General features: G+C 68.7%; 8 protein-coding genes. 1 reads left to right on the top strand and 7 read right to left on the bottom strand.

What is annotated here, in order from left to right; translation table 11 throughout:
* The first annotated feature begins 75 nt into the window (after window positions 1–75).
* Window positions 76–1,440 (top strand): site-specific integrase, encoded by a 1,365-nt coding sequence (locus tag HN031_RS17745; protein WP_172273216.1) that lies wholly within the window; start codon window positions 76–78, stop codon window positions 1,438–1,440.
* Window positions 1,441–1,748: 308 nt separating this feature from the next.
* Here the strand turns inward: HN031_RS17745 and HN031_RS17750 are convergent, their stop codons facing one another.
* The 7 genes from HN031_RS17750 to HN031_RS17780 all read right to left on the bottom strand — a co-directional run bounded on the left by HN031_RS17750 (window position 1,749) and on the right by HN031_RS17780 (window position 20,160).
* Complete coding sequence (locus tag HN031_RS17750) at window positions 1,749–2,693, bottom strand: hypothetical protein (RefSeq protein ID WP_172273219.1); 945 nt, start codon at window positions 2,691–2,693, stop codon at window positions 1,749–1,751.
* A 106-nt stretch (window positions 2,694–2,799) separates the two neighbouring features.
* On the bottom strand, window positions 2,800–4,104 hold the full coding sequence (locus tag HN031_RS17755) for a hypothetical protein (protein WP_172273222.1): 1,305 nt from the start codon (window positions 4,102–4,104) through the stop codon (window positions 2,800–2,802).
* Entirely contained in the window at window positions 4,101–5,312 is a 1,212-nt protein-coding gene (locus HN031_RS17760) for an McrC family protein (RefSeq protein ID WP_367650807.1), read from the bottom strand. Before HN031_RS17760 ends, HN031_RS17755 begins: the two co-directional genes overlap by 4 nt.
* Complete coding sequence (locus HN031_RS17765; RefSeq protein ID WP_172273228.1) at window positions 5,296–8,016, bottom strand: AAA family ATPase; 2,721 nt, start codon at window positions 8,014–8,016, stop codon at window positions 5,296–5,298. Before HN031_RS17765 ends, HN031_RS17760 begins: the two co-directional genes overlap by 17 nt.
* Window positions 8,013–12,044: an N-6 DNA methylase gene (locus HN031_RS17770; RefSeq protein WP_172273231.1), complete on the bottom strand. Its 4,032-nt coding sequence runs from the start codon at window positions 12,042–12,044 to the stop codon at window positions 8,013–8,015. Before HN031_RS17770 ends, HN031_RS17765 begins: the two co-directional genes overlap by 4 nt.
* A gap of 11 nt (window positions 12,045–12,055) precedes the next feature.
* Complete coding sequence (locus HN031_RS17775) at window positions 12,056–14,932, bottom strand: helicase-related protein (RefSeq protein ID WP_172273234.1); 2,877 nt, start codon at window positions 14,930–14,932, stop codon at window positions 12,056–12,058.
* A complete protein-coding gene (locus HN031_RS17780; protein ID WP_172273237.1) occupies window positions 14,929–20,160 on the bottom strand; it encodes a DEAD/DEAH box helicase in 5,232 nt (1,743 codons plus the stop codon). The genes HN031_RS17775 and HN031_RS17780 overlap by 4 nt, the downstream gene beginning before the upstream one ends.
* Window positions 20,161–20,457 lie beyond the last annotated feature (297 nt).

A 20,457-nucleotide genomic window follows, 5' to 3' on the forward strand; every position in this document is an offset into this window, starting at 1 on the left:
GCATCGCGTCAGAACTTCTGGCACGCGGGCGCGCAGCGATTGCGCGGCTTTGGCTCGCGCCGGACCGGTCGGTCCATGACACAGACCCAGAAGCGCACCCTCCCGCTCGAGAGCATCGGCAAGGTCAACATCTTCGATCGCTGCTCCAAGGGCTACTTTCGGCTCAAGTGGACGGAGCCCGACGGCACCCGGGGCGACACGAGCGGCGGGCCGACCATGCAGACCGCACGAGCCAAGGCCACTCAGATCAACGCCCGCCTCGACCTGGCCGTCGGCCCCCTCGCGATGACCTCTCTCCGCGACGCGGTCGACCTCTTGATCACAGAGGGACGCAGCCCCTACCCGCACAAGCGCACCAACAAGCCCGAGCTGTGGAAGCCCGCCCAGCGCAACAACATGCGCAAGGCTCTCAACCGCTGCTTGTACGGGCACGCGGGCCTGCGCTGCATGGACATCGACCTGGAGCGCCAGGTGATCGACACGATGCGCGCACAGGGCGGGACCTACAACATGGTGCGGCAGAACACCTCCGCGATGCGCGCCTTCCTCACCTGGGCGGGCAAGCGCAAGTACATCTCGTACCGGCAGGCGGAGGTCCTGCCGCGAGGCGCGCTCGCCCCCGACCCCGCCTTGTCGAGGGTGTCACGCATCGTGGAGAGGGCTGACTCCCCTGCCCGCTCGCGGCACAGCGGCGACGCGTACATGTTCGTCCGCGACGAGGACGCCCCGAGCGCGGTCCAGGTCCGGGCACTCGGCTCGGCTCTGGCCGACAGCTTCCCGCTCTGGGGTGCCATGGCCCCCGAGCTCGCGGCGAACGGTGGCCCCCGGTGGGGCGAGCAGTTCCAGCTCACGGCCGACGACGCTCACCCCGACGGCTGCGACGAGGACCCGTCCGCGCACATCCACATCCACTGGCAGATCAACCCCAACGGGAAGGCCGACGAGGACCGCAGGTGCCTGCCCAAGGGCAACAGCGTGCGGCGCATCCCCTTGGCCCGCGAATCCTTCACCGGCTACCCCCTCCGTGACGAGATGCGCAAACGCGTCGACCAGGCGCGACACGAGCAGGCCGCAGGCACCAACCCCGAGGCTCTGCTCTTCCCTGCCGAGAACGGAGGCATGCTCTGGCACACCTCCTTCAACGCCGACCACCTCCTGCCCGCCATGGAGAAGGCGGGGTGGCCGATCGACGTCTACGAGGACACCTGGCACCAGTGGGACGGTGAGAAGTTCGTCGAACGGGTCTCGCGCCGTCGCGACGCTCGCCTGACCTGGCACTCCCTGCGCCACCGATTCGCCCGCATCTGCGTCGACCAGAAGAAGCTGTCCGAAAGCGCCCTCATGGCCGCCGGCGGCTGGACCAACATCGCCACGGTCCAGAACCGCTACTACCGGAGCGGTGACGATGCCAACAACCAGGCGACGGCCGCTTTCGACTGACACCCTCGCGTGCGCGGTCGACCTCTTTCCCTCGGCCCCGATGGCTCGAATCACCGGTTTGAGCACTCGTTGATGCAACGCGGGGAAGGCTTCATCCGCGCGATCGTCCGCCATGCCCGAATCGTTGTCTACGACCGCGACTCCTAGCCGAGTTCCAGACGAGCACGCAAACCGCTCCTACAGGGGCCCGCGAGCGGTCCTCTCATAGCGACCGCCACCACAGAGAAAGTGAGTGCCTCGCAATTTCACCCAATGTGAGGCCCCAGTTGTGGAGGGTTGAACACGGGTACCACCCGAGAGGCGACATCTCATACGAAGGCGACGGTAAGTGACGCCGGCTGGTCCCGATAGAGGTCGTCGAAGAGCCGGGCGGCGAAGTCAGCTCGCTGGTCGCTAGAGAGGACCGCGTCACCGGTGGACACGACGAGCGGAGACGGAGCTCCTTCGAAATAACGCTGGGAACTGCGCGGGCTTGCGTCGTCGCTGTCTCCACCGGCAGACGGTCCGGTCCAGACGTTTGCTACGAAAAACTCCCAGGGCCAACTGTCCAATAAGGGGACTCGGTCGACCTTCTTCGGCGCCGGCAACGGAGGAATCGGGGCTGCCATGATTCCTCGCGCGGAGGCCATGCGAGCTGGGTTCCTCTGCGTCCCGCCCATCATGTCCCAGTAGTACACCGCACCCAGCGGTGGTGCGTTCACCGAAGTTGCCGTCGCCGCCCACCAAACGGAACGAGTCGGAGTTCTAGTGCCGGGGATAAGGCCGAGGTCTTGCTGGTAAAGCGCGAGGAAGCCTCGCTTCTTGAATGTGCGCCCGTCCCAGTCGAAGGTACCGGTGTGCAGCAGAAATGTGTGCGCGTGCGTCAACGGGGACTTCAGCACGTACTCGTTCGTCGCCGTGTCCACTCGTTCGACCAGCTTGGCCTGGTAGATCCGCAAGCTGTCGGCGCCATCAACGATCGCCAGGTCGCCGCCCAGCACCTGCGACTCGGCCTGCGAGGTGATGGCGTAGGTCGACCCGACCTGCGCATGCCTCCAAAGGCTAGTCATCGAACCGTCGGTGACACCGACCTCGTTGACTGACCACCTGCTAGGTACAGCTGTTGCGACCCCCGCCCCCTTCTTTTCAAGGATCCTTCCCGCTGCGTCAGAAGCGAGGGCGTATTCCTTGAGCGTGGCCCGAGTCTTCCATGACGCGATACCCATAGCTCCCGCTAGCCTTTGTACGGCGTTCACGCGGTTGGTCTGCTGCACGGTGAGTCTTTCCTTCTTTCGATGGACTACGTGTACTGGGGCCCTTGAAGGTGGCTGCAGGCTGGTCTCGATCCGCTACAAAGTTCCGCCGGTTAGGAGCGCGACGTCACTCTTGAGCGTTCTCGGCACCGTCAGCCCGTCGGCCACGACCGGGCCTTACGCGGCTGGGCAGCGCCTGCACCGATCGACGCGCACCACCTGCGCCTTCACGGACACGCGTGGCGGCCGCGCCTCCTCCGCGCCGGATCGCCCCGACGCCGTGCCCGCCGGTCTCGAGTGCCCGGTCTCGGATGTCCCCGGCCGCGGATGACCACCGGCGGACTTCCACGTCCTCGCGGGTCGTCTGCAGTCCGAGCAGTCCGTGGAAGTCGAGGATGGTGCCGCTGACCCGTTCGCTCGCGCGCACCGTCTTGGGTGACGCGGCGGGATGCAGCAAGACCTTCTCGTTGGCGGTGCCAGCGGCCGCGACGATCCGCACGAGCAGTCTCTCGGTGGCTACGCCGATGTCGGTGAGGCGCTTGCGACGGGCCTCCTCCAGCCCCCGGCGGTGGTCATCGACCTCATCCGGCGATGCGTCGAGCACGCGGTCGAGCTCGAGGACGTCGAGACCCTCCTGCAGCTGGAAGGTGCGCGCCAGCACCGCCAGCCACTCCTGGGTCACCGACGCAGCGGCACCGGTCGCGCTCGCGATGTCCGACACCTTGCCGGCGGACTCAAGCTTGTCGGCCAGCGCGTCGAGCTGTGCCAGTGCATAACCCTGGACCTCGGCGATGGTGGTGGAAAGGTTCTGCACCTTCGACCAGGTCACCTCGTCGACCTTGCCCCGGGCGCGACTGACCGTCATGGCTTCGTCGATCGCCATCCCCGCGCCGGTCAGCCGCGAGACCACGGAGTCCTTCTGCGCACGCAGAACGTCGTCGAGCTTGGCGTCGATGCGCTCGAGGTAGTCGGTGATCTCGTCCATCGTCTGCTGCATGGCCAGCTGCGCCATGATGCCGGCTGCGCCGGCGAGCATGGCGGGGTTGGTGAGACCGGTCCCGGGCCCGCGGACGAACTCGACGAAGCCCTTGATCTGCCCCTTGTCCCCCTTGACCACGCCGGTCGACAGGCCGCTCTTCGAGCTTTCCCGAAGCCCGTACTTCTTCACGGCCTTGGCTGACTCCTCGCTGAGCTTCACCCAGCGTCCCGAGTTCGCGGCGATGTCCGACCCAGCCTGGGCCGTCACGGAGCCGGTCCGCGTTAGGCCACGGAGGCGTCCGACGCCCAGGCCGGTTGACGCCGGTCCTACGGCAACCAGCCCTTCTGAGGCGAGGAACTGCTCGACGGCGCTGGGCTCCCCGAGTACCGCTAGGCCGTGGTCGTCGGCCACCAGTTGGATCTCGACGGCGTCCGGAGTCTCGTCGTCGCTCACGCGCTCTCCACCATTTTCAGTGCCGTGCCGGTTGTTGTCGGTGTCAGTCTTGCTGCCAGCTCCGACACCTTGGCCCGCAAGGCGTCGGGTGAAGCGGTGAGGTCGATCCGGTGGACCGCGATCGCGGCGTCGGTGCCTGTCACCTCGTATGGCGGAGGAGCAGTTCCGCCGTCGGCGTAGATCAGGTGTCCGGCGGTGAGGCCGAGACGGGCGCAGTAGGTGACGAGCTGGTAGATGTCGGCGTTCGAGACCTTGCCGGCGTCGTCAAGGACCTTGTACTTGGTGTCCGCGACGCCGCTCCGCCCAGTGCCGTCGTCACGCACCAGGTCCGGGCGGATCACGAGCGTCTCCAACTGGTCGAGCGGCAAAGTGACCTGGGCCGACCACGCCGGGTCCACGTCGGCCAGCAGCCGAGCCACTAGCCGCTCGAACAGGTGAGCCATGTTCACGCGGAAGCCGTGGACGACGGTGGCCCCCGCCCTACTCTCGACGCTCAGGTGTCGCAGCGTCAGCTCGGACAACCCGAGCAGGGCGTGCAACCGTGCATTCAGACGCGTCGGCTGCCATGCCGGCAGCGCAGCACCGGGTACCAGACGATCGGCCTCGACCAACATCCGGTCCAGCCGACGCAGATCAGCTTCCACCCCGGGCACCAGGCCGGGCAGAGCGAGCAGGGCGAGTGCGGCCGATCGGATGAGGCGGTTCTCCGCCGTGTCGACCGTCCACTCGTCCACCGTGACCTCGAGCGGACTCAGCTGCCCGAACCGCCGCAGGTACTGGTCCCGCAGCCGCAACCTTCCGCGTAGCACCGGCAGCGTCTGGTCCTCGGTCCGGTAACCGCGCAGCGGACCTGCCGCGAGCGCGTGCTCGGCCTCGAGGACGAACATGCGTGCCAGTACAGCGGACAAGTCGGCATCGTCCGCAACCGCGACCCGCTGATCGTCGACCGTCAGGTCGGAGGCGCCGTCCGCCATGGCAAGAAGCCGCAGCACCTGGACCGCCCCGATCTTGGGCGCGACCCGCACAACGAGGTCGCCGCGGGCCACCGCACCGACCCAGTACTCGGCGGTGACTCTCCACCCGAGCTCATCCGGGATCGCCTTCACCAGCTGCGAGGTGTTCAGCGCTGCGGCCTCGGCTGTGGTGAGGTCGACCGGGTACAGCGTCTGTCCCTCGGACAGCCGCTCCAGGTCACTGCGTGCCGGCACCGGCGTCGCCCACCATCGCGTCGTCAACCTGCTCCGCATCGGCCGTGGGGGCGCCGAGCCCCAGCTCGCGGACCCACGCCGGGAACGGGTACCACGCGTCGACCTGTTGGTGCTTGCCGTAGTGGTGCTCGACCAGCATCGGACGGAGCTCGCGCCTCCACAAGCGGCCGAGCGCCGCCGGGGTCTCGACTCCGTCCCGCATGAAGTACGACGGGCCGAAAGCTAGCGCCGCGTCCAAGCCGCGCTTCTCCATCTCGGCGTTGAGCCGGTCGCGGAGGTCTGCCAGTGCGGGCGGCCGGTTGCTTGCAAGGCACCAGCGGCGCAGCATGCCCGAGAGCGCAGGCTCCTCGGACCCCATTGACAAGAACACGAACCGACGCCGCATCGCCGCGTCTAGGAGGGCGATGGAGCGGTCAGCGGTGTTCATCGTGCCGATGACGAACAGGTTCGGCGGCAGCGCGAACCGCTCTCCCGCGCTGTAGAGGAGCTCGACCTCGGAGCCGCGGTACTCCAGCAGGAAGTACAGCTCGCCGAACACCTTGGCGATGTTGGCACGGTTGATCTCGTCGATTACCAGCACGAACGGCTTGCTGGGCGCGTTGCGCGCCTCCTCCGCGATCCGCTTCAGCGGCCCGGGCGTCACTGTCAGGGACGCGCCGCCGCCGTCTGTCGTCTCCACCGGACGGAAGCCCTCCACGAAGTCCTCGTAGGAGTAGGTGGGGTGAAACTGGACCAGCGCCGACTGCGCCTCCGTGAGCCCGCAGGCCTCCAGCAGCGCCTGCACGAGGAAGGTCTTCCCCGTCCCGGGTGGGCCCTCCAGCACTACCTGCCGCCGCTCGTTGATGCTGATCAGCAGCTCGGAGATCCATGACGCGTCCGCATGGTGGAGCTGCGCCGCCAGCGCCGCCTCGTCACACGTCAGGACTGCCGGCTCGACGACTTCTGGCGTTACATCGGTCTGTTCGGGCTCGGCGCTCTTCGGCATCGCCAGGTCGTCCTGATCCCCCAGATCCTCCGGGCGTTCGGGCTCCTCGTCCTCGGGGCGTAGGTCGGCAAGGGCGCTCGCGAGGTCGGTGAGGTCCAGCACGTCCTCGCCCTTGAACCTCACCCGGGTACGGATGCTCGCTGGAAGGGACTTCACCTCGGGTGCGAGGTCCGGATACCACGTCACCGCCCGGGTCAGCAGTGTCATGCCGCCGATCGACTGCAGCCGCGCGGGCTCGTCCTGCACAACCCCCAGCCGGAGCGCGCCACCATCGACGGTCGCGACGAGGTCGCCGTCGGTCATGCCGAGGGCGAAGGAGAGGACGTCCCGCTTCTTCGCTTCCCGCTTTACCACCTGAAGGTCGCCGTAGTGCTCGTCGACCAGGTCGCTCAGCGACTTCTGCGTCAGCTCCTTCGGCAGCTGGGTCAGCTTCCCGACGGTGATCGACACGATCGCCTGCCGCATCCAGGTGGGCACGCGGTTCTGCTGGTCCACCTCGCCGCGGACCAACCACGCTCGGCCCCCCTCGGCGTCGCTCCAGGCCTGCACCAGCGGCGCCTGGTCGTAGCGCACCGGCGCCCCGCCAGACTCGCCCTGCAGGCGCAGCGTGATGGTCTTCAGGTCCTTCTCGACGTCACCGGTCACCTGGTCGGCGTCCGTGGCGAGAGCCTCGACGATCGCCGCCCGGTCGGCCGGCCGCAGGATCGTGGTGAACGACCCCGGGTGCACGACGACGCACAGCAGCGCCGCGACGCGCCCGTCGACGCCCGAGGGAGACGTGACGAGGTCGCGGAAGAGCCAAGGGTCATCCCAGGCTGCCGCGCGCTCCTCCACGGGCCGCTCGAACCATGCCACCAGAATGTCGACGAAGGAGGCGAGCATCGCCATGGGCGTGGCGATCAGGGCCTGTCCTCCGTGGACGAAGCCCTGCTCGAGGTGAGCGGACAGCTCCCACGGCAGGCCGGGTGGGTCGACCGGTGGCACGAGCGGGTTGCGGACCCGGCTGCGCTTCGTGCTCCCCACCATGTCGCTGAGCGGGCCGACCAGCAGCACCAGAGCCTCCGACGCCAACACGCGTGCCGAGAGCGACTCCAGCCCCGGCATCGTCGCCGTGATCTGCGCCGTCGACGGCGTCGAGGCCAGGTACGCCGCGAGCTCGCGTGCGCTCGGCTCGGTCCAGACGGCCCCGTTTGGCACGAACGCCGATCCTCCGGTGCGCCACGCCTCGAGCACCGGCTCGACGGCTAGGCGCGCGTGGCCGCTTCCGGTGTGCAGGATGTCCGTGCTGGGATCCGCCGTCGGCTCGTCGAGCGCTGCTTTGCGGACCTCGTCCCAGGTGGAGTAGCTGGTGTTGGCCTCGTCGTAGAGCTCCTGAGGGTCACGGAGCCTCTCGAGTGCCGCGCGGCCCTCCCGGGTCAGCCGATAGCCGCCCTCACTCGTGGCATGGAGCCAGCCGGCGTGCTCGATGATGGTGGTGAGGTTCCACCCGAGGTTGATCGAGGCGCGGCCCTTGCCGCTCTTGGTGAGGCTGGCGTCGTAGGCCGTGAGCGGTACTCGCTCAGCGGCCGGCGTGAAGACGTCCGCGGTCGGCTCGTCCTGCTCAGCGAGCACGACCATCGCTTCGCGCAGACGCAGGCGATAGCGCGCAGGCCAGTCGACATCCGGCTTCAGGTCGGTGTCAGGTGCCGCTTCGGCTGCGTCGCTGGGATCACTGGTCATCGGTCACGCTCCGGGTGTCGTGGGCCGTCGCCGGGCGGCGGGTCGAGCGGAGAGGCGAACGGGACGCCGGTGGCGGCCGCACCGGCGAGGGCGTTGTAGGCGTCCAGGACCAGCCGCTTTGTGCGGTACTCCCCCGCGGCGCGCTCCTCGTTGCGACGAACGATGGGGAACGAGTCGAGGACGTGTTCGGCCTCGGCACGGGACAGGCCGTAGACGTGCATCATTGCGGCATCGAGCTCGGCGACGAGTTGGGCGCGGCGTTCCGGGAGCCAACGGAACGGCCCACCAACGGCGGACCCGGCAGGCAGGGCTAGAACGTCGAGGGCGTACCCGGCCATCCGGTGGTTGGTGTAGGTCAGCTCCAGCACGCGAGGGCGTACGAACTCCGCGAGAGTCGTGCTCGCCCATGGAACGAGTTCGTCGAAAGTTGCCGGGGTTGGGCACGCCAGTTGTTTGACCAAGAAGTACTTCATTCCAGTTCCGCTGATCTTCTGCCGAGACACGAAGTCGAACGCCATCGACGACCAGACGGACTGAAGCAGTGGTGCGTGCTTTGGCTCCAGTGGGAACGCCAACAGGAACTTGTCGCCGACTGCCGAGAGCGGCAACGCGCTTGGGACGAATGTGCGGGCGTCGTCTGCGCGGGCGATGTCGCGCCACCCGAACAGCCAGTCCCGCTCCCACCACCCCGGCACGGCGCCTAGAACGACGTCCTTCTCGACCCAGTACCGAGCCAGCACATCAGCATCTGGATCATCGAGCTCGTCGACCGTCAGACGCGGTATGGACGTTCCGAGGAACCCTTCAGGCAGGTTTGCGTACCCAGCGAGCCGGTTGTTCCAGTGGGTGAGCATCTTTGCCTCGTACAGGGGCAGCCAGGACCGGTCTGGCGCCCTCCAGGACCAGCCGTCGTAGATCGCGCCGGCGTTTTCCAGATCGTCCGGCGCCATGAAGAGGTTGGAGTCGTTCGCCATGTCGAAGAGGCGAACGAAGGTCAGGCTCCAGGGGTTTGCGCCGCCGTCCCTCACAAGCACCGGGTGCCGTCGGTAACAGCCCAGAGTGATCTCAGCATCGATCCGGTTCGCGAAAATGGGCAGTGTCCCGGTGTTCGGGTTGAGCAGGAGCAGCTCCTCGGCTGACAGCGCGTAAGTGGCCCCGGGTACAGCGACCTCGCGAGGGTGTCGCTTGTAGAAGGACAGCTTGGCTTCCACTGAGCGCTCGCCTCCGGTCATGCACGAGATGGCGAAGCGGAAGCGATTGTGGCCGATGCCGCTCCAGACTTCCGGCCCGGTCACGAAGTCCAGAAACGCCACCAGTCGACCCTTCGCCAGAGTGTCGGCGAAGAAGGGCGCCGTTGTGGCGTCCGTCGCAAGGCCAGTCGGCGTGATGACGCCACTGCGTCCATGGGTGGAGAGCGATGCCCGGAAGTGCTCGGCGAAGACCTGGTAGGTGTTGACGTCGCCGACTCCGGTGAGCGGGTAGCGGCCGCTCGTGCGGAGGAAGTGGCTCTCGGCCTCGGAGCGACGCTTCGCGTCGTTGAACTCGACGAAGAGGGCGTGGCGTTCGCTGTCCTCGAGCGCGGCGATGGCTTTCTTGCGGGCGGCAGCGTTCCTGGCGTTGGCGATGTCGTCGGCGCGGGTGGCGAAGAACTCCTGCTCCTGGAGCTTCACCCGCTCCCAAGGGGGGTTGCCGAGCGAAGCCGAAAAGCCGCCCGTCCAGCCGTAGGTGTCGCCGGCAGGGCCGTCGCCCGGGATGCGGAAGACCTCGGGGAACTCGAGGTGCCAATGGAACAGACGGTGTCTGGCGGCGATGGCGTGGACCGCGTTGATGATCGTCTCGTCGGCGGTGCCGGCGGCGATGGCGTCCACGACCGCGGTGGTGATGGGGACCGACGTCGGAGTCTTGTCCCCGAGGAAGGCCGCGCACCAGGCGTCGGCGGCGAGTCGGTGCCGTTGAGTCTCAGCGTCGCCTTCGAGGGTGGCGTAGCGCTGGGCTGCGAAAGTGACCTCGTCGAGTGATGTGGCGGTTCGGAGGGCCCGGTCGACCTCGGTGGTGATGGTGCGGGCGTGGGTCGGGTCGAGGTCGGCTGCGGTGTCGCTGAAGAGGTCGTCGCCGCCGCGGTTGGCGCGTTCGGCCTTGTTGGCTTTCTTCCACCGGGTGACTTCGCTCTTGTCATCGCCGGTGAGGGCGGTGAAGGCGGCGTCGGGGACGCCGTCGCGGAGCAGGGCCGGGGTGGCGCCGAGGAGGGCGTTGCCGACCTTGATGTGGTGGTCGAGGAAGGACAAGGGCTTGCCGGGGGTCATGGCGGTGAGCCACAGGCTGACCTTGGCGAGGTCGGCGGCCATGGGGTTGATGTCGACGCCGTAGAGGCAGCTGCCGACGACGTCGTGGAGGGCATCCGAGTAGTCGGTGGGGGTGGGGTCGAGCTCTCCGGTGCGGGCCACGGCGAGGCGTAGGGCGATCCGGCGGGCGGCTGCGACGAGGAAGTGTGCCGACCCGACGGCGGGGTCACAGACCTTGAGCTCGACCAGGGCCTCGGCCCGCTCCTCTGGCGTCCGGGTGCGCTTCTCGACGTCGTCGAGCACGGGGTCGAGCGCAGTGTCGAGGACGAGCTCGACCAGCTCGGAGGGGGTGTAGTAGCTGCCGGAGGTCTTCCGGTCGTTGCCGGCCAGTGTTTCCAGACTGAACGCGTGGCTGACCGGGTCGTAGCGCGGCACGAGCTCGAGAAGTGACTCGTAGACGGAGCCGAGCTCCTCGGCGCCCAGGTGGGCGAAGTCAACCGTCCGTCGAGGCTCCCCCTTGGGCTGCACGACGGACAACGACCTGACTGCCGAGAGCAGCGCGGTGTTGGGCAAACGGCAGTCGGCGAGCACGTCGGCGGCGGTGGTGCTGAAGAGCCCGCCGAGGCCCGGCAGCCCGAGGCGGGGCTCTCCCCCGGATCGGCCGAGGGCGTCGAGGACGAACGTGGCTGACTGCCAGAGGTCGTCGTGTCCGCTGCCGTGGCGCTTGAGTGCCAAGTCGCGCAGGCGGGCCGAGGAGTAGTAGCCCTGGTAGCGGGTCCGCTGCTCGGCGGTGGCGTCCGGCGCGAGCAGCGCGTCGCGGTCCTCGGCTACGGCCCAGAACAGGAGCCGGTAGACGGTGCGAAGGAGCGCCGCGTGGACGTCGGCGAGGCGTACGGTGCCGTCCGCGATCTTTCCGCGCAGCGCGGAGTTCGCCGGGTGCTGTAGGAACCCCGTGCCCAGGGTCTCCAGGGCGGTCTCGACGCCGTCGCGCAGCAGCGTGAGCGCGCGTACACCCTGGCCGATGGCGGTGGTGCGCCACCGCTCGAGCCAGCAGGAACTCGGTGCGGCGTCGTCGGCGACCTCGACGCGAGACTGGTGGACGAGGAGGTAGAGCAGCGCGAACTCTGAGAAGAGCTCGCCGTCGAACATGGTCTCGAGGTCGAACTCGACGTAGGCGAACCCGGTCAGGGTGGTGGAGTCGCGCAGGAGCCGCAGGGTGCGCCCGTTGGTGAGGATCGCCCAGAGGTAGTCGTCGGTGCGGTTGAGCAGCTCCTGCAACATCGCGTGCGGAGCGCGGGCGGCGCCAGCGACACCCGCACTACGCGTGTCGAGGGGAACGCCCCACCCGAGCTGGTGGATCGGGGTCCTGCCCCACAGGTGGCTGACCGGGTAGGACTTGGCCGCCGCGCCCTCGCCGACGCTGAGGCCACCGGCCGGGGTGGCCGGGACCCGGCCGTAGCCGAGGTCGGCCAGGACCTGACTGAGCCAACGCTCCCGGGTGAGAGCAACGGCCGGGTCGCCTGCGGGGAGCGTGGCGAGGTCGTCGCGGAAGCGCCGGTAGGTGGCGAGGAGATGGGTCCAGGCACGGGCGGCGGCTTCTCGAGGTGTCTCGGATCCGAGGTGGTAGTCGTTGCTCCTGAGGCCGCCGACAGTGCCGGCCAGCACGGCTGTGACCACGTCGTTCGGCAGCAGTCCGCCGACGACCCGGACGGCGGAGAGCCGGGCGCTGGTAGCGGCTGCGGTCATGGGCTGGGGGCTCACTGTGCGCCTCCGGTGGGCATGAGCAGTTGGACGCTGAGGATGTCCACGGGTTGTTGGGGGGTGACGGTGAGGCCGCGGCGTGATCGTTCTGCATCCCTGCCCGTGCCGGCGCGGGCTCGGAGGTGTGCGTCGAGGATCCGTTGCGCGCGGTGCTCGGCGACCTGAGCCAGGACCGGCTGCAGCGCGTCGAGCCCGCTGAGGACGCCTTGCATCCACTGCTGGGCGACCGGCGGCGGCACGTTGCCGGCGGGCCGAGCCGAGACGAGGCGTTCGGCGTCGTCGTCGGTGAGCCATGCTGCTGCGTCCGGCGGGCCCTCGAATGCCAGGACTGCGGCGTCCTCGGCGACCTTCTGCCTGGGCCCGGACGTGGTCGGCAGGGTGAGGTGGAACCGGAGTCGCACGAGCAGCAGGGTCGTGCGGGTGTTGACGGCGTCCGTGATAATCACGCCGGCACGGCGTGCGGGTCGCGCGCGCGGTGCGACGGTGGAGTCCAGGGCGCTCTCGAGCACGTAGCGCGCCAGTGCCTGGACAGCGGGGTCGGTGCGCGCGATCACGGCGTGGCCGCGATCGGCTGGCGGGTCGGCATGGAACGGCAGCGGGTCGTGCAGGCCCGGCGGGAGGCTGGTGCGGGCACCGAGCGGCAGTGCGGCGGTGACCGCGGTGAAGCCGTCATCGGTGGAGGTGATGGTGGACCCAAGCGAGCTCAGCGAGGCGGTGAGGAACTTCTCGAGGTCGCCATGCGAGCCGAGTGCCGCGCGAACCTCCTCCACCTGTTGAGCGACCTCCTCGGGCTGGATGGTGTTCTGGGCGAAGCGTGCGCGGGATGCCCGCTCCTTCTCCGCCGCAGACGACCATGCCTTCTCGAGCTCGGCGGCCTTCGCGTTGAGATCGATGTCGAGCATGAGCTGGTCGCGGGAGGACTCACCGCGCAGCAGCAGTCCTTCGGCGAGCGCGTCGATGAGGCCTTGGCCGTCGCCGGGGACGGGAACGGCGACGCCGGTGGCCTTGGCGATTGCGCGGTGGCGGCGGATGAGGACGTCGAGGACGATCCCGTCGATGCCGTTGTCCTCACCGTAGAGCGTCAACGCGCGGACGACGTCCTTGCGCTGGAGGTAGCGGTCGACGCGCCCCTCGCGTTGCTCATGGCGGGTGGGATTCCAGCACAGGTCGTAGTGGACGACGGCCGAGAATCCCTCTTGGAGGTTGACGCCCTCGGACAGGCAGTCGGTGGCGACAAGGACGTGCATGCCCTCGGTGGCGGTGAGCTCGGCGACGCGACGCGCGCGCTCGGCGGGCGGCAGCTCACCGGTGACGCTGATGACCGTGACCCGCGATCGCTTGGTGCTGAGGACGTCGGCGAGGTGCTCCTGAACGTAGTGGGCGGTGTCGATGAAGCGGCAGAAGACGATGGGATTGTCTCCGCCGGCAAGAAGCTTCTTGACCTGGTCGGTCAGGCTGCCGAGCTTGCGATCCTGGTCGGGTCCGTGGAGCTGCGCGGCGCGACGTGCGAAGTCGAGCAGGCGGCGGCGTTCGGTGGCGCTGGGGGTGGTGGACTCGTCGCTCTCGCCGTCGCTGTCGTCCTGAATGAGGGCGCCGGGCGTGGTGTCCATGCCCTCGAGCGACTCGTCGTCGTTCTCGTCGAGGACGGCGGCGCGGCCGACGCTGTCGGCCTCGCCGACCGTAGTGGCCTCGCTGTTGGCCGCGCGCGTGCGCAGGGTGGCTTCCGCGGCGCGGGGGCTGGACGCGAGGGCGCGGAGCAATGCGAGGACCGACCACCAGCGCACTCGAGCCTTCGGGCTCCCGGCGTCCAGGTGGACCTGGTCGCGTGCGTACGCGAGCACGTCGTCGAAGAGGTCGCGGTAGGCCGGGGAGAGGCTGTAGGGAACGTCGAGGGTGAGCCGGTCGCTGGGGAACGGCGTGTCCTCGTCAAGGTAGCGGCGGATATCGCCGCGGCGACGCTGGACGAAGTGCCGGGCAAGGAGCTCGCGACCCTTGGGGCTCGCGAGGTCGGCGCTGCCGAGGTCCGGGTGGAGCAGCCCGACGAGGTTGGAGAAAGCTTCCTCGTCCCCGGAGTGAGGGGTAGCGGTGGCGAGGACGAGATGCCGGTTCTGGTCGGCGGCGAGGTCGCGCAGCAGCTCGTAGCGCTGGTGGCGGCCCTTCTGCCCGAGACCGGACCCGGCGACGCTGTTGTGCGCCTCGTCGACGATCACCAGCTCGGGGCAGCGGAGCAGGAAGTCGTGGCGACGTCGGTCGGACTTGATGAAGTCGGTGGAGACGATGACGTGCGGGTGGCGGTCGAACAGCGACTCGTTCATCATCAGGCCGCGCTCGAGGCTCTTGACGGTGCTGGTGAGCAGCAGGACCGCGTCGATGCCGAACTTGGCCGAGAGCTCGCGCTGCCACTGCTCGGCCAGCGCTGGGGAGCACAGGACGGCCATCCGCTGGGCGGAGCCTTGGGCGAGGAGCTCGGCGGCGATGAGCCCGGCTTCGATGGTCTTGCCGATGCCGACGTCGTCGGCGATCAGGAGGCGGACTACCTCCTGGCGCAGGGCCATCAGGAGGGGGACGTACTGGTAGCTGCGGGGGCTGACCGAGATGCCGGCGAGCGACCGGAACGGGCCGGCGCTGGCGGTGAATCCGACGCGTAGCGCGGTGCGCAGCAGGGCGGTGGCGGTGCTGTCGCCGAGGTCGTCGAGGGTGGGGGTCGGGAACGTGGCGGCCTCGACGCCTTCGTCGGGGAAGACTCCGGCGATGTCGGCGCTGCCGCCGCCGAGGGGCTGGAGGAGCAGGAAGTCGGGTGTCGTTCCCGGCAGGACGACCCACTCGCGACCGCGGGCTCGGACCAGGCTGCCCACGGCGTGGGTGGTGCTCATCGGGTGGTGCTCCTTCCGGGACCGAACAGCCACTCGTTCTGGTCGGCGAGGGTGGGCCAGTCGTCGTCGTGCCGGAATCTGATCACGAGCCAGGACGCGTTGGTGAGGCGGGTTTCTGCCTCGCGGTCGCGCTGCTTCTGGATCTCCCGGTCATGGTGGGGACCGTCGATGAACACGGCCACCTTGATGTCACTGTTGTAGATGAAGTCGGGTCGGGCGCGGCAGGCCTCGACGGTGCGCTGGGCGTCGTCGGGAAGGCGGCGACCCGTGTCCTGGAGCCAGGCGATGAAACGGGCTTCTAGCGTTGAGTCGCCGAGCTTGGCGAGCCAGTCGGCCTGGTCGGCGCGGCGGCGTCCGGCGGCTCCGGCTTCGACGCGGGCGTCGAGGAGGCTGCGGAGGATCTCGACGATGCTGTGGCGGTTGATGAGCGTGTGCTCGTACTGGTTGCCGTAGGAGAGGAGGCAGTCGTAGCAGCCGCGCTCGCAACGAACGGTCGCGCCGTCGGCGTGGTCGAGGTCGGCACCGGTGTCGGGGTTGTAGTGGATGATCTCGAGCGCTGTCCGTGCGACACGTTGAATCGCCTCGGGCTCGTCGACGAGGCGACGCAGCACGCCGGCGCCGCCCTCGGCGGCCTCGGTGAGGAGCATGCGGCCGTGGTCGTCCGGGTCGGGTAGGTCTCTGCTGTCGAGCTCGGCGTCCTCGAGCTGGAACTCCGCCTCGATGGCGCGCTCAAGCGCCGAGCGGAGAGAGACCGAGACTTCCTCCGGCAGGTGCGCGGCGGCACGGAGGATGAGGATGTTGCGGCGGTCTTGGACGAAGGGCACGACCTTCTCGCGCTCCTTGACGTCCTGGGCGTCCGGGAGGTCGTCGGTGTCGACAGTGGTGTCCGTGGCTTGCTTGTCAGTCAGCCAGCGTCCCTCGCGCAGGTCCAGCCAGAATCCGCGGTCGTCGGGGTTCTTCCGGCGCCGACGTCCGACGTTGGTGATCCGCATGTCGGCGGCCTCGGCGTGGGTGAGCTCGAGGATCGTGATGCCCTGGCGAGCCGCCTCCGCGCGGATGCAGTCTGGTGCGCCTCCGCGCTGGGGGAACCGGTAGGAGACCTCCAGCTCGAAGCCGGACCGGCGGCGTTCTTCTTCATCGCTGCTGATCCGTTCGCGTCGACGGGTGAACACCGTCTGCAATCGGAGCAGCCCGTGCTGGGTCGCGCCGAGCTGTTCGCCGCAGTTCTCACACACGTCGGTGCCGACCTGCACGGGGTGGTGGTAGCCGCAGGAGTTGCAGCGCTTGGCGGTCTCCGTGATGGCGCCGCCGCCGCTCGTGTCGCCGGGGTCCCGAGGAAGCTGGATCCGCGTGACTTCGTAGCGGGCGCCTTCGTGGTAGATCAGGCTGTTCGGTCCGAACTCGGAAATCGCGAGGAAACGGGGACGCTGGAGGTAGTCGCCGTCATGGTTGCCGCCGCGGCGGGCAGGGATGTACGCCGCCAGAGGTAGCCGCGGGAAGGAGTAGCCGGGCAAGAAGCCCTCGCTGGCCAAGTAGCGGTAGCTGTAGAAGTCGGTGGCACCCATCTCGGAGTCGTCGTTGCGGAGCAGGCGAAGCTGGTTGCGTGCGTCGGTGCGGCGCCGCTCCGCGATCGTGCGGTCGTACCTGCTCGCCGTCGTGCTGAGGGCCAGCTTGTGCTGCTCGTTGGCTTCGGTGAGGGCAGTGCGGTAGAGCGTCCGCCACCGCTCGAAGGCACCGTCGAGGGCCTGTGGCGCGCGGGCGACCTGGTCGTGCACCCACACGTCGGACCACCACGTGGGGTCTCCCCCGTCGAGCTGCCACGTGTGGCGCAGGCCGGCGAGGACGCGCTCGGCCCGGGTCTGGGCACGACGTGCCACGTCGGGCTCGGTCACGGCGCGCCAGAGGTCAGGGAACAGGGCGTAGCGGGGATTGTCGCTGTCGGCGTCCACCAGGGAGGTGATGGAAGACTTCATCGACTCGTTGGTCTCGGCCAGCCAGATGGCGTGGACGTGGGACCGGACCAGGTCCTCGTTGGTCAGGTCGAGGCGTGGGGCGATCACGGATCCGGCGACCATCTCGCGTGAACGTCGGAACCAGTAGCTGTCGTGGGCGTTGCCGGTGGAGCAGTAGGTGAGCACGAGCGCCTGCTGACCGCTGCGGCCGGCACGACCCGAACGCTGGGCGTAGTTCGCCGGGGTGGGCGGAACGTTGCGGAGCGCGACGGCGTTGAGGTCGGAGATGTCGACGCCGAGCTCCATGGTCGGCGAGCAGTAGAGCAGGGGCAGCTCACCTGCACGGAACTGGCGTTCGCGCTCGAGGCGGTCCTCCTGCGAGACCTGCGCGGTGTGCTCGCGTGCGAGGAGTCCGGCGAAGCCGCGTGCGAGGTCGCGGTAGAGCTCACGGAAGAAGGGGTTGACCCGTGCCGTCTCCTCGCCGGCGAACGACTTGCGCAGGGGGTCACCTGCCCCGGACGTGCCGTTCTCGGCGATCCAGCGCAGCGCACCGGCGTTGATCCGGTAGCCGGCGCCGTCTTCAACCTCGCTCTGCACGAGGAGGCCTGCCCGGGTCAGGACCCTGAAGAGGTCGACGATGACCCGCCCGGAGTCCTCAGAGGTGAGCGTTGCGTTGTCGGGCAGCCCGGCGACGTCGCGGCGCAGGTACTTGCCGAAGGCCCCTCGGCCGGAGACGGCCAGGACGGACCGTCGGCCGCCGGCCCTGGCCGGACGCGGGATCGCCACTCCGGCCTCAACCATGCGGTCGTCCTCCCCCATGCTCCACGGCTCGATGAGGTGGGCGCGGGTGAGCCGCTTGAGCCGGTCGAACCCGTCCTCGGTGAGGCAGTCGACGGCGATCGCCCGGACCCGGCGCAGCTCGTCGAGCAGGATCTGGCACAGCTCCTGCCGTTGCGCGGCGCTGATCTGATCGAGCAGGTAGGTGCCGTCCCAGGACTCCTCGTCGGCGGCGAGCTCGGGAAGGTCGCGGTAGGCCAGCTTGAGCAGTCCGGTCTGCTCGAGGTTGGGCATCGTGACACGCCAGCCGCGTTGCAGGTCGACGTACAGCTGGTACTCGACGGCGCCTCGCAGAGCTCGCTCGGCGTCCTTCTTCGCGCTGAACTTCACCTCCGGCGCCTGGGCGAAGTCGGCCATCCGCAGACCGAGGGTCTCGGTCACGACGTCGGCGAGGACATCATGGGTGAGTCCGTCGGGGCCGGACTTGACCAGCGCCGCGTAGAGCGCGGCCCGGAGCTGGGAGACCTGGACGAAGTCGTTGAAGTGGCCGGCCTGAAGGCTGGCGTCCTGACGGTTGTCGACGAAGGCGAGGAGCTTGCGTGCCGTGGGAGGCAGCTGGGCTTCGGGCAGCGTCTTCAGGCTGCGGACAACCGACGCGGACAGCAGGGAGACTGCGCTGGACCGGCCCTCGGCGTCCAGCGTGGCTAGCTTGCCGAAGTCCTGGCCGCGTACCTGCTCGTAGGAGACCCCGCACCGCATGCAGAACGCAAAGGGCGTGGAGACGAACCACGCCTGGAGCCCGGCGCGTGTGCCGTCGATGCTGCCGTCAGGACGGAGCCAGACCGGTGTCGGCAGGTACTTCTTCTTGCTGTCGATGACCTCGACCCGGTCGGTCTCCGGGTCGGTGACCAGCCACGGCTCGGGGACGCGGTTGATCTCGACGTCCTTGTCCGGCCACGGGTAGTCGGAGGAGACGTAGAGGTAGCCAGTAACGGCATCGCCTCCACTGGCGTCGGCGTCGCGGCGCGACACGAACTGGCTCTCGCCGTCTGCCGTCGTGCGCGCGACCACGAGGTACTCCTGGCCGCACTCGCGGCAGAAGCCGAGCGGCAGGAGCGCCTTGTCGGGCTGCCCAGGCACCCGGACCTGGTAGCTGCCGGTGATGTGACGTGTCGGCTCGGGCTCCAGCGACACGTAGACCGTGTCGCCCTTGGAAAGAAACTGATGAAGCCTGAACGCGAAGATCGGTCGCTTGCTCGTCGGGTGCGCGACCGCGGATCCCTCGCGTAGGACGTTGCGGAGCGCAATCGCGCATGTGGGCCCGTCGAGGCCGGTCAGTTCCGACAGTTCGTTAGCCGCCTCTGGCAGGGTCGTGGGAGGGCGACGGACGAGACGCTCGGTGCCAGTAGCCGTTGTCTCGATCGCAAGACCGAACGTCGTCTCGACCCAGCTGGTCAACGGGTCGCCGACAAACGCCTCGAAGTCGCGCTCCTGTTGGGTGCCGTTCGCACGGATCGAACCAACCAGCCGTGCGGCATCAGGTTCAACGTCTGGAGTGGCGCGGACCAGCGTCTCCCCCACCACGTGCTCGGGGCGGACTTCGGTCCCGAAGAGGCGGGTCGCCACGCCGGCCACCACTGTCGCTCGCTCCTCGAGGGTGCCCTCGCTCGACATAGTCGCGCTGGTGCCGATCACCTGAAGGTCATCGGCCCGGCACTCGTCGCGGAGGCGGCGGACGAGCAGGGCGACGTCGGCGCCCTGCCGGCCGCGATAGGTGTGCAGCTCGTCGAGCGCGAGGAATCGCAGCCCCTGCGCCGCCCTGACCAGCTGGTTGCGCTCGTCGGGGCGCGTCAGGACGAGGTCGAGCATCACGTAGTTGGTCAGCAGGATGTCGGGGGGGCCCGCAAGGATGCGGCGGCGCTCGTCAGGGCTCTCCTGGCCTGTGTATCGGGCGAACGTCACCGGTTCGCCGCCCTCGGGGTAGCCGAACTGCAGGAATTTCCGTAGCTCCTCCACCTGCGAGTTGGCGAGCGCGTTCATCGGGTAGACGACGATCGCCTTCACGCCTGGGCGTCGGCTGCCTCGCTCCTCGTTCTCGCGCAGGACCGCGTCGACGATCGGGACGATGTAGGCCAGGGACTTACCGGATCCGGTGCCGGTGGTCAGCACGTAGCTGGCGCCCGTTCGTGCGACCTCGAGGGCCTGGCGCTGGTGGCGGTGCAGGACGAGTGGGTCCCGGCCGGCGTCCTGCGGACCTTCCTTGCGGCGGAAGATCCGTGCGGCCTCGGGGTGCAGAAGGTCCTCGGCGACTAGCTCGGAGACCGCACCGCCGCTGGCGAAGGATGGGTTCAGGCCGACCCAGGGGTCAGGCCACTGCACGCCGTCGTCGAACTGCTGGTCGACGAACGCCTTGATGCGCTCGTCGCGTACTTCCACGAACCCCGAGGTGAAGGCGCGGTAGTCCTCGATCACCTGCTCGTGGACCTTGAAGACGTCCATCTCTCCCCGTCAAGACCGGCCTCTGTCCTTACTGCGTAGCAACCTACGCCAGCCTGCTCTGAGCGGGGAGGTGTTCGGCACATTGACACCGGGCGCATCACTGGCACCAGCCCAGCCTGGGCGGAAGCGGCGCTCGAGACGCACGGTCACCTCCCTTGCACGCGTTCTACGGCACCTCCACGTCCGAGCCTGTGGATAGATGGAGCCGACTCGCACAAATGTCGTGGTGGTACGCCACAGTTCCTGACTACCTGCCTGACAATCGCGACGGCTTCGACGTTCGCCAGACAGCCTGAG

The sequence above is a fragment of the Nocardioides sp. zg-1308 genome (assembly GCF_013155375.1).
Taxonomy (GTDB): Bacteria; Actinomycetota; Actinomycetes; order Propionibacteriales; family Nocardioidaceae; genus Nocardioides; species Nocardioides renjunii.

Bases quoted from the DNA above. Each gene is read 5' to 3' on its own strand.
- HN031_RS17745 (WP_172273216.1), top strand. From the start codon at position 76: ATGACACAGACCCAGAAGCGCACCCTCCCGCTCGAGAGCATCGGCAAG.
- HN031_RS17765 (WP_172273228.1), bottom strand. From the start codon at position 8,016: ATGACCAGTGATCCCAGCGACGCAGCCGAAGCGGCACCTGACACCGAC.
- HN031_RS17770 (WP_172273231.1), bottom strand. From the start codon at position 12,044: ATGACCGCAGCCGCTACCAGCGCCCGGCTCTCCGCCGTCCGGGTCGTC.
- HN031_RS17775 (WP_172273234.1), bottom strand. From the start codon at position 14,932: ATGAGCACCACCCACGCCGTGGGCAGCCTGGTCCGAGCCCGCGGTCGC.
- HN031_RS17780 (WP_172273237.1), bottom strand. From the start codon at position 20,160: ATGGACGTCTTCAAGGTCCACGAGCAGGTGATCGAGGACTACCGCGCC.